We start from the raw sequence: 14,965 nt of genomic DNA on the forward strand, positions 1-14,965 counted from the left end.
CGTCCGTCATCCCTTCGTGGTGGCGGGCCACGCGGCGGCGAGCGCCTCACGCGTGTCGCCGAGCAGCGCCGGCAGCGCGCGCGTGCGCGCCACGATCGGCAGGAAGTTCGCGTCGCCACCCCAGCGGGGCACGACGTGCTGGTGCAGGTGCGCCTGGATGCCCGCGCCCGCGACCTGCCCCTGGTTCATGCCGAGGTTGAAGCCGTCGGGCGCGAGCACGTCGCGCACCACCCGCATCGCGGTGCGCGTGAGGTCCGCCACCTCCGCGACCTCGGACGGCGTGAGCTCGGTGTAGTCCGCGACGTGCCGGTACGGGCACACCAGGAGGTGCCCGGAGTTGTACGGGTAGAGGTTCATCACCACGTAGGCGACCGCGCCGCGGTGCACGACGAGCCCCTGCTCGTCCGGCAGGCCGGGGATGCGGCAGAACGGGCAGCCGTCCCCCGGCGAGTCGTCCGCGGGCTTGTCCTGCCCGCCGATGTAGGCCATGCGGTGCGGGGTCCAGAGGCGGTCGAGCCCGTCCGGGACGCCGGCGAAGGCGTCGGCGGGCTCGACCTCCACGTCGTCGGAGGAGGGCACGGCTCAGACCTGCACGCGGTCGCGGACGGCCGCGACGATCCGCTCGACCGCCACGTCGACGGGCACGCCGTTGTCCTGCCGGCCGTCGCGGTAGCGGAAGGAGACGGCACCGGCCTCGGCGTCCTCCCCGCCGGCGATGAGCACGAACGGGATCTTCTGCGTCGAGGCGTTGCGGATCTTCTTGCCGAAGCGGTCGTCGGAGCGGTCGACCTCGGCACGGATCCCCTGGGCGCGCAGGCGGGAGACCACCTCGTCGAGGTACGGCTCGAACGGCTCGGCGACCGGCACGGCCAGCACCTGGACGGGGGCGAGCCAGGCGGGGAACGCCCCGGCGTAGTGCTCGGTCAGCACGGCGAAGAACCGCTCGATCGAGCCGAACAGGGCGCGGTGGATCATCACCGGGCGCTGCCGGGTGCCGTCGGGGGCGGTGTACTCGAGCTCGAAGCGCTCGGGGAGGTTGAAGTCGAGCTGGATGGTCGACATCTGCCAGGTGCGGCCGATGGCGTCCTTGGCCTGGACCGAGATCTTGGGGCCGTAGAAGGCGGCGCCGCCCGGGTCCGGCACGAGGTCGAGGCCCGAGGCCTCGGCGACCTCGCGCAGGGTCTCGGTCGCCTCCTCCCAGACCTCCTCGGAGCCCACCGACTTCTCGGGGTTGCGGGTCGACAGCTCCAGGTAGAAGTCGTCGAGCCCGTAGTCCTTGAGCAGGTCGAGGACGAAGGTGAGCAGACTGGTCAGCTCGTCCTTCATCTGCTCGCGCGTGCAGTAGATGTGCGCGTCGTCCTGGGTGAAGCCGCGCGCGCGGGTCATGCCGTGCACGACGCCGGACTTCTCGTACCGGTACACGGTGCCGAACTCGAAGAGCCGCAGCGGCAGCTCGCGGTACGACCGCCCGCGCGAGGCGAAGATGAGGTTGTGCATCGGGCAGTTCATGGGCTTGAGGTAGTAGTTCTGCCCCTCGCGCCGGATCGTGCCGTCCTCGTGGTACTCCGCGTCGAGCTGCATGGGCGGGTACATGCCGTCGGCGTACCAGTCCAGGTGGCCCGAGATCTGGAAGAGCTGCTCCTTGGTGATGTGCGGCGAGTTCACGAAGGAGTAGCCGGCCTGCACGTGCCGGCGGCGCGAGTACTCCTCCATCTCCATGCGGATGATGCCGCCCTTGGGGTGGAAGACCGCCAGGCCGGACCCGATCTCCTCGGGGAACGAGAACAGGTCGAGCTCGTTGCCGAGCTTCCGGTGGTCACGGCGCTCCGCCTCGGCGATCCGCTCGAGGTAGGCCTTGAGCTCGTCCTTGGTCGGCCACGCGGTGCCGTAGACCCGCTGCAGCTGCGGGTTCTTCTCCGACCCGCGCCAGTAGGCGGCCGCGGACCGGGTGAGCTGGAAGCCGTTGCCGATCAGGCGGGTGGAGGGCAGGTGCGGACCGCGGCACAGGTCCTGCCACACGACGGTCTCGGACTCCCGCCCGGCGCCGCGCACGTTCTGGTAGATCGACAGCCCGCCGAGGCCCACCTCGACGGACGCGCCGTCGGTGTCCCCGGCCTCGCCCTTGAGCCCGATGAGCTCGAGCTTGTACGGCTCGGCAGCGAGCTCCTCGCGCGCCTGCGCCTCGGTGACCTCCCACCGCCGGAAGGTCTGGCCCTCCTTGACGATCCGGCCCATGACCTTCTCGATGGCCTTCAGGTCCTCGGGGGTGAACGGGGTCTCGACGTCGAAGTCGTAGTAGAAGCCGTCGGTGATCGGCGGGCCGATGCCGAGCCGCGCCTTCGGGTTGACCTCCTGCACCGCCTGCGCGAGCACGTGGGCGGCCGAGTGCCGCAGCACCGCGAGCCCGTCCGGGGAGTCGATGGTCACCGGCTCCACCACCGCGCCGGACGCCAGCGGCGCAGCGAGGTCCTTCAGCTCGCCGTCGACGCGGACGACGACGACGTCCCGGCGGTCGGCGAACAGCTCGGCGCCCGTCGTGCCCTGCGCGACCGGGGTCTCGACGCCGTCGACGGTCAGGGTCATCTGCTCGGGCACGTTCGTGAGCTCCTCGGGTCTGCCCGCTCCGCGGGTCGCGGCGGGTCGGCGGCACGGGTCGGCGGTCGTCGACACGGGCCAGGTCGATGCTACCGACCGCGGTCGGCCGGAGGCGCACCCCGCCGTCGCCGACCGGGGTGCAGAGGCGGGTCAGGACGGGCGGGGCCCGCCGGGCAGCTCGTGCGGGACGTGCGCCTCGAGCTCCGCGAGCCAGGCCGCGGGCGACGCGTCGGACGGCATCCGCCAGTCGCCGCGTGGCGACATCGTGCCGCCCTCGCTGACCTTCGGGCCGTTCGGGAGCGCCGAGCGCTTGAACTGGCTGGCGAAGAACCGTCGAAGGAACACCTCGAGCCAGCGACGCACCGTCGGCAGGTCGTACTCGGGGCGCCGGTCCTGCGGCCACGCCGGGGGCCACTCCCCCGCCGACGCGTCGTGCCAGGCGTGCCACGCGAGGAAGGCGATGCGGCTGGGCCGCATGCCGTGCCGCAGCAGCTGGTACAGCGCGAAGTCGTGCAGCGCGTACGGGCCGATCGTGTCCTCGGTGGACTGGATCCGCTCGCCCTCGCGCGCCGGGACCAGCTCCGGGGAGATCTCCTGGTCCAGGACGCGCAGCAGCACCGCGTTCGTCGCGTCGTCGAAGTGCCCCTCGCCGACCACCCAGCGGATGAGGTGCTGGATCAGGGTCTTGGGAACGCCGGCGTTGACGGCGTAGTGGGACATCTGGTCCCCCACGCCGTAGGTGCACCAGCCCAGCGCCAGCTCCGAGAGGTCGCCGGTGCCCAGCACGATGCCGCCGCGCTGGTTGGCTGCGCGGAAGAGGTAGTCGGTCCGCAGACCCGCCTGCACGTTCTCGAACGTGACGTCGTAGACCTCCTCACCGGCGCCGGCAGGGTGGCCGAGGTCCGCGAGCATCTGCCGTGCGGCGGGGCGGATGTCGATCGTCTCGAACGTCGTGCCGAGCGACTCCATGAGCGCCAGCGCGCTGGCCTTCGTGCCCTCGCTGGTCGCGAACCCCGGCATCGTGAACGCCAGGATGTCGCTGCGGGGACGGCCGAGCCGGTCCATGGCCCGGGCGGCCACGATGAGCGCGTGCGTCGAGTCCAGCCCGCCGGACACCCCGATGACGACCTTGGCGCCCCCGACCGCACGCAGCCGCTGCTCCAGGCCGCTGACCTGGATGTTGTACGCCTCGTAGCAGTCGAGGGCGAGGCGCTGCGGGTCGTCCGGCACGAACGGGAACCGGTCGACTCGCCGACGCAGCCCGACGTCGCCCGCCGGCGGGTCGAGGGTGAAGGCGACGGTCCGGTGCGAGGCGCCCGCGGAGGGCATGCCCAGCCCGCGGCGGTTGTCGTCGAAGGTCCCGGTGCGCTGGCGGTGCTGGCGCAGCCGGTCGAGGTCGACGTCCGCCACCGTGTGCACCGGCTCGTCGACGAACCGCGGCCCCTCGGCCAGCAGCTCGCCCAGCTCGTAGACCATGGTCTGGCCGTCCCACGACAGGTCCGTCGTCGACTCGCCGTACCCGGCCGCCGCGTACACGTACGCCGCTGCGCACCGCGCAGACGCCGAGCGCACCAGCAGCCGGCGGTCCTCGGCCCGCCCCACGGTGATCGGGCTCGACGAGAGGTTGACGAGCACGGTGGCACCCGCGAGCGCGGCGGTCGCGCTGGGCGGGACCGGGACCCACAGGTCCTCGCACACCTCGACGTGCAGGACGAGCCCGGGCACGTCGGTCGCCGCGAACAGCAGGTCGGGGCCGATCGGCACGTCCTGCCCGGCGATCGTGATCGTGCCGCGCACGTCGTCCCCCGGGGCGAACCAGCGACGCTCGTAGAACTCCCGGTACGTCGGCAGGTACGACTTGGGCGCGACGCCGAGGACCCGGCCGCGGTGCACGACCACCGCGGCGTTGAGCAGCCGCCCGCCGTGCGCGAGCGGCGCGCCCACGACCAGCACGGGCCGCAGGTCGTGCGAGGCGGCGACGACCTCGTCGAGCGCGGCGCGCACCGCCTCGAGCAGCGCGTCCTGCAGGAACAGGTCGTCGATCGCGTAGCCGGACAGGCACAGCTCGGGCAGCACGGCGACGGCGACGCCGTCGTCGTGGCACGCACGCGCGGCCGTGATGACGGCCGCCGCGTTGCGGGCCGGGTCGGCGACGGTGACGGGCACCGTGCACGCGGCGACCCGGGCGAACCCGTGGGCGTAGGCGGAGAGGAAGTCCACGTCGCGAGTCTGGCACGGCCCGCGGTTGCCGACCTCGGTGCACGCCCCGGCCGGCGCGGTCCCCGAGCAGCACGCACGCGAGCTGCCCGCGCGAGGTGAGGTGACCGAGGTGGAGGGGAACCACGCGGCGTACCTCACGCGTCCGGACGTGGTCGCCGGCGTCATCGACCGCACCGCCCTGGTGCCTGCCGCCTGAGCCCGCGGGCGGCGGGACGGGTGCGGTCCTCGGCGGCCACGACCCGCCGGGCCCACCCGGTCCGGACACGACGACGCCCCAGCCATCAGGCCGGGGCGTCGTCGAGCGGGTGGGCGATACTGGGTTCGAACCAGTGACCTCCTCGGTGTGAACGAGGCGCTCTACCACTGAGCCAATCGCCCGCTGCGTGCGCCGTCCGGGTCCGTCGACGGCCCAGCCCCTCGGGGCAGACCACCGGCGAACCACCCGTGGGCGGCACGGGAGACGATGTTAGCGGACGTCGGCCCGAACGCCGAACCGACCTCGTCGTCGGCGTGCCGCGCCGGCCCGTGGAGCCCTGCGCAGGAGCGCCCCGACGCGCTCACGACGGGTCTCACGACCGGCGCCGCGACCGGGCAGCTTGTCGCGATCTGCACCCTCCCGTGCGATGGGCAACGTTTTCCATCAAGGTGAAAGGGTCCGGGCGGGTGAACTGTGGGCAAGCAACGGTCCAATGGGACATCGGTCCTGCCATGATGTGAGTCCACGGGCCCGTGCGGGCACCACCACGCGACAGGAGGACCCGATGACGGGATCGTCGTACGACGTCATCGAGGTCGTCGCCATGCAGCTCATCGGGTCCGATGCGACCGTCATCCCGGTGTCCGCGGAGCTCTGCTTCCGCACCACCGACCCCTACACGGTGCGCGCCGTCTTCACGGGCGCCCACACGATGTCGACGTGGCTGCTCGGCCGCGAGCTGCTCGCCCAGGGCGTGCACGCGGTCGCCGACGCCCCGGCCGGCACCGGTGACGTGCAGGTCTGGCGCGACGACGACCCCGACTACACCCTCGTGTCGCTCTCGGGCGTCGAGGGCAGCGCGCTGCTGGCGGCGCCGACGGAGCCGCTGCTGCGGTTCCTCGCCGCGACCGAGTCCCTCGTCCCCGTGGGCGCGGAGTCGGACAAGATGGAGGGCGAGATCACGGCGCTGATCGCCGCCCTGCTCACCGCCTGACCCGCGGCACCACCCGACGGCTCCAGCCGGTCCCGCACGCGCGGGGCCGGCTGTCGTCGTCCGGGCGCGTCGTCGTCCGGGCGCGTCGTCGTCCAGCCGTGCGGTCGTCCGGGGCCCGCCACCGTCCGGCTCCGCAGGGGCCTACGGGTCCAGGTCCTGGGGCAGCCGCTCGAGGAACACGCGCCGGGCCTCCTGCGACAGCGGTCCGGGCGTCACGTCCACGTCGTCGAGGCGCACGACCGGGGTGACGTGACGCACGGACCCCGTCAGCGCCAGGTGGGCGCGCCCGGCGGCCACGTCGTCCAGCACCTCCCACGGCAGCTCGTCGGGACGGGCCTCGCGCACCGGGAGCCCGGCCTCACGCCCCCACAGCAGCACGAGCTCGCGGGTGATGCCCGCCAGCGCGCCGGTCTCCAGCGCGGGCGTCAGCAGCTCCCCGGCGGTCTCGACGAACACGTTGGACCCGGTGCCCTCGCACAGGCGCCCCCGGGTGTCGGCCAGGAGGGCCTCGTCGGCGCCGTGCTCGCGGGCGCGGGCGAGCGCCACGACGTTCTCGCCGTACGACGTGGTCTTCAGCCCGGCCAGCGGTGAGCGCTCGTTGCGGACCCACGGCACCCGCACCGCGCGGGCGACCTCGGCCGCGGCCGCCGGACCTGCGACCACGACGACCACGGGGCGCTGCTCGTGCGGCGCGTCGCGCTGCGTGCCCAGCGGACCCGGACCGCCGGTCACGGTGATCCGCAGGCGCCCCGCGCGCTCCCCCGCCGCGGCGAGCACCGCGCGCACGCCGGCACGCACGTCGTCCAGCGGCAGGGCCGGCAGCCCCATCCCCCGCGCGGACGCCTCCAGGCGGGCCAGGTGCCGGGTCAGGGCGAACGCGACGCCGTGGTGCACGGCGCAGGTCTCGAAGACACCGTCGCCGACTGTCACGCCGTGGTCGACGGCCGTGAGCACCGGCTCGTCCGGGGTGCGTAGCCGGCCGTCGGCCCAGATGGTCACGTCCACGCCGGCCATCCTGCCACCGGCCGCGCCCGCGCGGCCGGTCGTCAGCGCGACGCGAGCGCGACCAGTCGGGCGGCCTTGAGCTCGGTCTCGTCCCACTCCGCCGCGGTGTCGCTCGCCCACGTGATCCCGGCCCCGGTGCCGAAGCGCAGGACGTCGTCACGCCACCAGAAGGTGCGGATGCCGACGGCGAGCTCGGCGGACCAGGTGCCGTCCCCGGCCACGTGCACCCATCCGACCAGGCCGCAGTACGGGCCGCGCGGGACGGGCTCGAGCTCCGCGATCACCCGGAGCGCCGAGCTCTTGGGCGCCCCGGACACCGAGCCCGGCGGGTAGGTCGCGGCGAGCAGCCGGGCGAGACCGTCCGGTGCGTCCCGGACCTCGGGGAGCAGGTCGCCGGCGACGGTCGAGACGAGGTGCACCAGCCCGGGGTGCTGCTCGGTGGCCAGCAGGTCGGTCACCCGCACGGTCCCCGGCCGGCACACGCGCTGCAGGTCGTTGCGCACGAGGTCGGTGATCATCACGTTCTCCGCGCGGTCCTTGGCGCTCAGACCGGCGGGCGTGGCCGCGGTGCCCTTGATGGGGGCCGACGTGACGACGCCGTCCCGCACCCGCAGGAAGAGCTCGGGCGAGGCCGTGACGACCCACCCGGGGGCCACAGGCCCGCCGGAGGGCACGTGGACGCCCCCGGAGTACGGCGCCGGGTTCCCGGCCGCGAGGCGGGCGCCCAGGGCACGCGCAGCGGGCTCACGGCCGTCGGCCCCGGGCAGCGGCGCGGACAGCACGCGGCAGACGTTCGCCTGGTACACCAGCCCGTCGCGCACGTGCGCGCGGACCCGCTCCACGGCGGCCACGTAGCCGGCACGGTCCAGCGACGACGTCCAGGCCGCGCGCGGCGGCCCCTGCCAGGCCTGCGACGCACCCTGCGCAACGGCCGCCGGGCGCACGTCGGCGAAGCGCCACGCGTCGACACGGCCCTCGAACTCCCCCACGACCGCCCACCAGCCCGGTGCCGCCGTCGCGTCCGGCCGGGCCCGCAGATCGGCGTGCTCGACGACCCCCCGGGCGTGGCGCCCCCCGAACCACGCCTCACCGGGGGCGGGGACGGGCGCTGCGGACGGGCTGGGCACGGGCTCAACCTACCCAGGCCCGACGGGCGTCCGGGCCGCTCGCAGGAGCCACGGAACGCGCCCGCGGACACGCTGGTGAGGGGCCGGTTGGACTCTCACCGATGTTGTCGTCTAGAGTCTTCGACGCACCAGGAACGCCGGTGAAACGGCGGAACTGACGCGCGGACGTGGCTCAGTGGTAGAGCATCACCTTGCCAAGGTGAGGGTCGCGGGTTCGAATCCCGTCGTCCGCTCGGAGGCTATCCCCATCGGTACCCAACCGTTGTGGACTGCGGTCTCAGCGGTGGAGTGGCCGAGAGGCGAGGCAGCGGCCTGCAAAGCCGTATACACGGGTTCGAATCCCGTCTCCACCTCGCATGTACTCCCCCCATGGGCGATTGGCGCAGCGGTAGCGCGCTTCCCTGACACGGAAGAGGTCACTGGTTCGATCCCAGTATCGCCCACCAGCATCACCCAGCGAGAGCCGTCCCGGAGGTCCGGGACGGCTCTTCTGCTGTCCGGTGACGTCGGCGGCCGACGTCACCCCCGTCAGCGCCCCGCGGGCAGCGCCAGCCCCGCACCGGGGATCGCCGCGAGCAGGTCCCGCGTGTACTGCTCCCGGGGGGCGTCGAACACGTCGTCCGTCGGGGCGTGCTCGACGACCTTGCCCTCGCGCATGACGACGACCGAGTCCGCGATCTGGCGCACCACGGCGAGGTCGTGGGTGATGAACAGGTACGCCAGGCCCAGCTCGCGCTGCAGCCCGGCGAGCAGGTCGAGGACCTGCGCCTGTACCAGCACGTCGAGCGCCGAGACGGCCTCGTCGAGCACGACGACCTCGGGGGCGAGCGCGAGCGCCCGTGCGAGGGCGACCCGCTGGCGCTGCCCCCCGGACAGCTCGGCCGGGAACCGTCGCATGACGTCGTGCGGCAGGGCGACCATGTCGAGGAGCTCGCGCACGCGCGCCTCGCGCGCCGGGCGGTCCCCGACCCGGTGCACGCGCAGCGGCTCCTCGAGCGACCGGTAGACCGAGTACTGCGGGTCGAGCGACCCGTAGGGGTTCTGGAACACCGGCTGGATCCGGCGGCGGAACGCGAGCTGCTCCCGCCGGGTCAGTTCGCCGACGTCCTGCCCGTCGAACAGCACCGTCCCGGCCGTCGGCTCCAGCAGGCCGAGCACCATGTTCGCCGCGGTCGACTTGCCCGAGCCGGACTCCCCCACCAGGGCCAGCGTGCGGCCACGGGCGAGCGTGAAGCTCACGTCGTCCACGGCCGTGAAGCCGGTCGCTCGCGCACCACGGCCACGGGTGCGGAACACCTTCGTCAGGTGCGAGGCCACGACGACCTCGTCGCGCCGCGCCTCGGGCTCGTCGGCGTGCCGCGCGAGGAGGTCGTCGACGGGCTGCTCGCCGCGGGCGTGGGCGACCTGGATCCGGCGCGACGACAGCGAGGGCGCCGAGGCCACCAGCCGGCGGGTGTACGGGTGCAGCGGATCGGCCAGGATCCGGCGCGCCGGCCCGGACTCCACGACCTCACCCCGGTACATCACGACGAGGTGCTCGGCGCGCTCGGCCGCGAGGCCGAGGTCGTGCGTGATGAACAGGACCGCGGTGCCGAGGTCGGCGGTCAGGGTGTCGAGGTGGTCGAGGATCTGCCGTTGCACGGTCACGTCGAGGGCGGACGTCGGCTCGTCGGCGATGAGCAGCCGCGGGCGTGATGCCAGACCGATCGCGATGAGCGCGCGCTGGCGCATGCCGCCGGAGAACTCGTGCGGGTAGAGGCCGGCACGCGCACCGGCGTCCGGCAGCCCCGCCTCCGTGAGCAGCTCGTGCACACGGGTGCGGCGCGCCGCCCGCGTGCCGACGAACCCGTTGGCGCGCAGCGCCTCCTCGACCTGGGAGCCGATCTTCCACACGGGGTTGAGGTTCGACATCGGGTCCTGCGGGACCAGGCCGATCTGGTCGCCGCGCAGCGCCTCGACCTCCCGGCGGCCGAGACCGACGAGCTCACGACCCGCGAAGCGGATGCTGCCACCGGTGACCCGGCCCGTGCCGGGCAGCAGGTCGATGATCGCGTGCGCGGTCGTCGACTTGCCGGACCCGGACTCACCGACGATCGCGACGGACTGACCCGGGTAGACGGTCAGGTCGGCACCGCGCACGGCGTGCACCGGGCCGGTGGCGGTGGCGAACGCCACCTCGAGCCCACGGATCTCCAGGAGCGGGGCGTCCGGGTCGAGCGGCGTCCGGGGCGTGGGGGTGCTCATCGGGTGCGCGCCTTCGGGTCGAGGGCGTCGCGCACGACGTCGCCCATCATGATGAAGCCGAGGACCGTCAGGGCCAGCGCCCCGGCGGGGTACAGCAGGATCTCCGGGTTCGTGCGGATGGCGCCCTGCCCCTGCGAGATGTCCCCGCCCCAGGACACGACCGACGGCGGCAGCCCGATGCCCAGGAAGCTGAGCGTCGCCTCGGCCACGATGAACGTGCCGAGGGCCACCGTCGCGTAGACGATGACCGGTGCCGCGGCGTTCGGCAGCACGTGCCGCAGGAGGATGCCGGGCCGGCTCATGCCCAGGGACCGCGCGGCCGTGACGAACTCGTCGTTCTTGACGGACATCACGGTGCCGCGCGCGATGCGCGCGATCGGCGGCCAGCCGAAGGACGCCAGCACCAGGGCCACCGTCAGGGCGGTCCGGCGGGTGGACAGGCTCATGATGACGATGGCGGCGAGCACGAGGGGGATCGCGAAGAAGATGTCCGTCACGCGGGCCAGCAGCGTGTCCGCCCACCCTCCGAGGTACCCGGCGAGCGCACCCGCCGTGGTCCCCACCGCGACGACGAGCAGCGTGGTGAGCACGCCGACGATCACCGAGGCCCGGGCGCCGTGCACGGTGCGCGAGAAGATGTCGCACCCCTGACGGTCGAACCCGAAGGGGTGCCCGGCCCGGGGGGCGTCCAGGGCGTCGGACAGGGCGCACGTGCGCGGGTCGATCGACGTGAACAGACCGGGGAACGCGGCCACCAGCAGGACCATGACGATGAGCAGCGCGGACACCCAGAACAGGGGGCGTCGGCGCATGCCGTGCCACGCCTCGCGCCAGAACCCCGCGGGCGCGCTCGTCGTGCGGACGGCGTCGACGGCGCCGAGCTCGTCGTCGGAGGCCGGACGGGCGATGTGCTCCTGACCGGGTCGCGGTGCGGTGCGGACGGCGTCGACGGCACCGGTGCTGAGGGGGGCGTCAGGCATAACGGATCCTCGGGTCCAGCGCGGCGTACAGCAGGTCGACCGCGAGGTTGGCGACGATGTAGACGAGCACGAGCACGGTGGTCAGCGCCACGACGGTCACGTTCTCGCCGCGCGTGATGGCGTCGTAGAGAGTGCCCCCGACGCCGTGGATGTTGAAGATCCCCTCGGTGACGATCGCCCCGCCCATGAGAGCGCCGAGGTCGGCACCGAGGAACGTCACGACCGGGATGAGCGAGTTGCGCAGCACGTGCCGCCCGGTGACCTGTGTGCGGGACAGGCCCTTGGCGCGGGCCGTGCGCACGAAGTCGGCGGAGAGGTTCTCCTGCACCGACGTCCGGGTCAGGCGCAGCACGTACGCGAACGACGTCGCGGCGAGGACGGACGCCGGCATCAGCAGGCTGACGACGTCGGGGTCACGGCCGGCGGTGATCGGCAGCCAGCCCAGGTTGACCCCGACGACGATCTGCAGGACGAAGCCGAGGACGAACGTCGGCACCGCGATCACCAGCAGGCTGAGCACGAGGACCGTCGAGTCGAACAGCCCGCCCTTGCGCATCCCGGCGAGGAGTCCGAAGCCGACGCCGAGCACGGCCTCGATGGCCAGCGCCATGAGGGCGAGCTGGAACGTCACCGGCAGCGCCTGGGCGATGACTTCCGTGACCTCACGGCCGGTGAACGTGACGCCGAGGTCGAGCGTGACGATGCCCTTGAGGTAGAGCAGGTACTGGACGAGGAACGGCTCGTCCAGGTGGAACTCCGCACGGATCTGCTCCTGCACGGCCTCGGGCAGGCCGCGCTCGCCGCCGAGCGCGAGCACGGGGTCACCCGGGCGCAGGAACACCAGCGCGTAGAGCAGGAGGGTGGCGCCGAGGAAGACGGGGATGACCTGCAGGACCCTGCGGCCGATGTACCAGCGCATGCCGACGTCTCTTCCGGTGGTTCCGTCACGGAGCGGGTGGACGGGTCCCGGCGCCGCGGGTCGGCGGCGCCGGGACCGCGCGTCACTCGCTCTTGGTGACCTGGTAGAGGATCGGGTCCGAGTCCCAGCCGAACTCGACGTTCTCGACGGTGTCGGCCCAGCCGCCGGTCGCGTTGTTGTACCAGAGCGGGATACCCGGCAGCTGCTCGAACAGGATCGACTCGGCCTCGAGGTACAGGGCCACGGCCGCCTCCGGGTCGTCCGCCCCGTTCGCCTCGGCGAGCTTGGCGTCGAAGTCGGCGTTGGACCACTGGCCGTCGTTGGAGCCTGCACCGGTCCCGTAGATCGGGCCGAGGAAGTTGCTCATGGCCGGGTAGTCGGCCTGCCAGCCACCGCGGAACAGGCCCGGCACCGAACCCGCGTCGCGGGCGTCGAGGTACTCGTCGAATGTCGGGTACGGGTAGAACTCGCAGCCGATCTCGAGCACGGTGCGGATGTTGTTGCAGACCGCGTCGACCCACGTCTGGTGGTCGGAGTCGGCGTTCGAGGCGATCTGGAGCGTGTAGTCGCCCACCGGCGTGATCGCCTCGGCCTGCGCCCACAGGTCGACCGCGAGCTCGGGGTCGTAGTCCAGGACGTCGTTGCCGGGGATGTCCTCGGTCCAGCCGTCGATCACCGGCGACGTGAAGTCCGTGGCCGGGGTGCGCGACCCGGAGAAGATCGTCTCGGTCACCTCGGGGCGGTTGATCGCGTGGGACACCGCCTGCCGGCGCAGCAGGCCCGCCTCGCCCTGGAACTCGGGCAGCCACTGCGGCACGGTCAGCACCTGGATGACGGCGGCCGGCTGGTTGACCGAGCGGCCCTCGAGCTCGTCCTCGAACGTCGCGAAGGCCGACGAGGGCACGTTCTTGATGATGTCGAGCTGACCGCCGAGCAGGTCGTTGTACGCCGAGTCCTCGTCGGTGTACGCGACGAGCTCGAGGCCGCCGTTCTGCGGCGTCCGCTCGCCGGCGTACTCGGGGTTCGGCTCGAGGGTGATGGCCTGGTCGTGCTCCCAGGACTCCAGCATGTACGGGCCGTTGCCGACCGGCGCCTCGCCGAAGGCCTCGGGGTCCTCGAAGAACACCTCCGGCAGCGGGAAGAACGCGGCGTAGCCCAGCCGGATCGGGAAGTCGGACTCCGGCTGGCTGAGCTTCACGACGAGCGTGCTGTCGTCCTCCACGACCAGGCCGCCGGCCTCGATGAGGGAGACGTTCTCGTCGTAGGAGAAGCCCTCGATGGGCTCGAAGAAGTACGACAGGCTCTGCTTGTTGTCGAGCGCGGCGCCGTAGTCCCACGCCTTCGCGAAGCTCTCGGCGGTGACGTCCGTCCCGTCGCTGAACGTCCACCCGTCGGCGATCGTGATCGTCCAGGTGAGGTTGTCGTCGGACTCGATCGACTCGGCGACCTCGTCGTGCACGGCGCCCTCGGCGTCGTAGTACACGAGCCCGGCGAAGAGGTTCTGCACCGCCAGCGCCCCGAAGACCTCGTTGGTCATGGTCGGGATCAGCGGGTTCTGCGGCTCACCGTTGTGGACGGTGACGACGCCCCCGCCCGCGTCCGCCGTGCTCGTGTCCGAGCCGCCGTCGTCGCCGTCGGAGGCGCACGCCGTGAGGGCGAGCGCCCCGGCCAGGCCGAGTGCGGTGAGGGCGGTGGGGCGCCTGGTTCTCATGTGTTCCTCCGGTGCAAGGCGGGTCGGGTGTGCCGCCGGCGGTGGCGCCGTCCGCGAGGGGTGGCGCGTCCGTGGTGGGACGCGCCGGACAGTAGGCGAAGCGCTCCCGCCGTCACACACCTCCTGCGCCCGCAAGGCACGCTGTTACTGAACTGCGCCCGGGTATTTACACGACCGACATCAAAGGCCCGCGGGGGCGATACTGACCATTCTTGTGCGCCACGACCCCGGGTCGCCCTCACGGGCGACGGCAGGGTCGGTCCCCGTGCGGCCCGCCCCGAGGACCGCATGCGCGTCGGGCATTCCGCCACGTAGAGTGCGGAACGGCCGGGCGCCTGGCCGTCAGGAGGTAGCGGCTTGACGACCGTCGCGACCCCCCGACCACCCGCCCCGAGGGAGAGAATTCTCGACGCGGCGGACGTGCTGTTCTATGACAGGGGCGCCCGGGACGTCAGCATCGAGGACGTCGTCGTCCTCGCCGGAACCACCCGCATGACCTTGTACCGGCATTTCCCGTCGAAGGACGATCTCGTGCTCGCGCACCTGCGCCGGCGGGCCGAGCACGAGCGCACGGTCCTCGCGGACGTCGTGCGCGACGCGGCGCGCGACCGGCGCAACCCCCTCCTGCTGCTGGCGGCCCGCGTGCGGGACGACGTCACGGCCCCCGGGTTCCGCGGGTGCCCGTTCCTCAACGCCGCGGCCGAGTACCGCGACCCCGAGCACCCGGTGCGGCGCCTCGTCGCCGCGCACCGCGCCTGGTTCCGGACAAGCCTCGTGGGGCTCGTCGCCGACACCGGCGCGCACGACCCCGAGGGGATCGCCGACAGGATCGTGCTGCTGCGCGACGGTGCGATGGCCGGCGGCGCGCTGGGTGGCGCGTCCTCGCCGGCCGGGGCCCTACCGCCCGCCGTGGCCGCGGTGCTGGGGGTGCGCAGCTGACGGGACGGCTCGGATCCCGGCCCTTCACCGGCTGC

General features: G+C 73.0%; 11 protein-coding genes and 4 tRNA genes. 5 read left to right on the top strand and 10 right to left on the bottom strand.

Going from position 1 to position 14,965, the window contains the following annotated elements; all coding sequences use genetic code 11:
- Positions 1-6 precede the first annotated feature (6 nt).
- The 4 genes from J1G43_RS10605 to J1G43_RS10620 all read right to left on the bottom strand — a co-directional run bounded on the left by J1G43_RS10605 (position 7) and on the right by J1G43_RS10620 (position 5,193).
- Positions 7-579, bottom strand: a complete 573-nt coding sequence (locus J1G43_RS10605) for an HIT domain-containing protein (RefSeq protein ID WP_207341998.1) — start codon at positions 577-579, stop codon at positions 7-9.
- 3 nt (positions 580-582) lie between these two features.
- Entirely contained in the window at positions 583-2,583 is a 2,001-nt protein-coding gene (gene thrS, locus J1G43_RS10610; RefSeq protein ID WP_207342132.1) for a threonine--tRNA ligase, read from the bottom strand.
- Between the two features lie 162 nt (positions 2,584-2,745).
- Positions 2,746-4,815, bottom strand: coding sequence for an NAD(+) synthase (locus tag J1G43_RS10615; protein WP_207378413.1), 2,070 nt, complete (start codon positions 4,813-4,815; stop codon positions 2,746-2,748).
- 306 nt (positions 4,816-5,121) lie between these two features.
- Positions 5,122-5,193: transfer RNA gene (locus tag J1G43_RS10620), tRNA-Val, on the bottom strand.
- A gap of 383 nt (positions 5,194-5,576) precedes the next feature.
- Here J1G43_RS10620 and J1G43_RS10625 point away from each other — a divergent pair.
- The gene (locus J1G43_RS10625; protein ID WP_089798897.1) at positions 5,577-6,005 is read left to right on the top strand and encodes an SsgA family sporulation/cell division regulator; all 429 of its coding nucleotides are present in this window, start codon (positions 5,577-5,579) and stop codon (positions 6,003-6,005) included.
- 141 nt (positions 6,006-6,146) lie between these two features.
- Here the strand turns inward: J1G43_RS10625 and J1G43_RS10630 are convergent, their stop codons facing one another.
- Positions 6,147-7,010: an aminotransferase class IV gene (locus J1G43_RS10630; RefSeq protein ID WP_207371471.1), complete on the bottom strand. Its 864-nt coding sequence runs from the start codon at positions 7,008-7,010 to the stop codon at positions 6,147-6,149.
- Positions 7,011-7,051: 41 nt separating this feature from the next.
- The gene (locus tag J1G43_RS10635) at positions 7,052-8,137 is read right to left on the bottom strand and encodes a chorismate-binding protein (RefSeq protein ID WP_207371470.1); all 1,086 of its coding nucleotides are present in this window, start codon (positions 8,135-8,137) and stop codon (positions 7,052-7,054) included.
- Between the two features lie 161 nt (positions 8,138-8,298).
- Between J1G43_RS10635 and J1G43_RS10640 the strand changes: the two genes are divergently transcribed.
- From J1G43_RS10640 to J1G43_RS10650, 3 genes are all read left to right on the top strand, one after another.
- Positions 8,299-8,370: transfer RNA gene (locus tag J1G43_RS10640), tRNA-Gly, on the top strand.
- 49 nt (positions 8,371-8,419) lie between these two features.
- A tRNA-Cys gene (locus J1G43_RS10645) sits at positions 8,420-8,490 on the top strand.
- Positions 8,491-8,508: 18 nt separating this feature from the next.
- A tRNA-Val gene (locus tag J1G43_RS10650) sits at positions 8,509-8,583 on the top strand.
- A gap of 82 nt (positions 8,584-8,665) precedes the next feature.
- On the opposite strand, the gene J1G43_RS10655 is transcribed toward J1G43_RS10650, so the two are convergent.
- From J1G43_RS10655 to J1G43_RS10670, 4 genes are all read right to left on the bottom strand, one after another.
- The gene (locus tag J1G43_RS10655) at positions 8,666-10,381 is read right to left on the bottom strand and encodes an ABC transporter ATP-binding protein (protein ID WP_207378414.1); all 1,716 of its coding nucleotides are present in this window, start codon (positions 10,379-10,381) and stop codon (positions 8,666-8,668) included.
- Positions 10,378-11,361 (bottom strand): ABC transporter permease, encoded by a 984-nt coding sequence (locus J1G43_RS10660; RefSeq protein ID WP_207378415.1) that lies wholly within the window; start codon positions 11,359-11,361, stop codon positions 10,378-10,380. Before J1G43_RS10660 ends, J1G43_RS10655 begins: the two co-directional genes overlap by 4 nt.
- Entirely contained in the window at positions 11,354-12,280 is a 927-nt protein-coding gene (locus tag J1G43_RS10665) for an ABC transporter permease (protein WP_207342004.1), read from the bottom strand. The genes J1G43_RS10660 and J1G43_RS10665 overlap by 8 nt, the downstream gene beginning before the upstream one ends.
- Positions 12,281-12,362: 82 nt before the next feature.
- On the bottom strand, positions 12,363-13,991 hold the full coding sequence (locus tag J1G43_RS10670) for an ABC transporter substrate-binding protein (protein ID WP_207342005.1): 1,629 nt from the start codon (positions 13,989-13,991) through the stop codon (positions 12,363-12,365).
- Between the two features lie 357 nt (positions 13,992-14,348).
- Here J1G43_RS10670 and J1G43_RS10675 point away from each other — a divergent pair, with 357 nt between their 5' ends.
- Positions 14,349-14,930, top strand: coding sequence for a TetR/AcrR family transcriptional regulator (locus J1G43_RS10675; RefSeq protein ID WP_207342006.1), 582 nt, complete (start codon positions 14,349-14,351; stop codon positions 14,928-14,930).
- The last annotated feature ends 35 nt before the right edge of the window (positions 14,931-14,965 follow it).

Source organism: Cellulomonas sp. zg-ZUI22 (genome assembly GCF_017353535.1).
Lineage (GTDB): Bacteria > Actinomycetota > Actinomycetes > Actinomycetales > Cellulomonadaceae > Cellulomonas > Cellulomonas wangleii.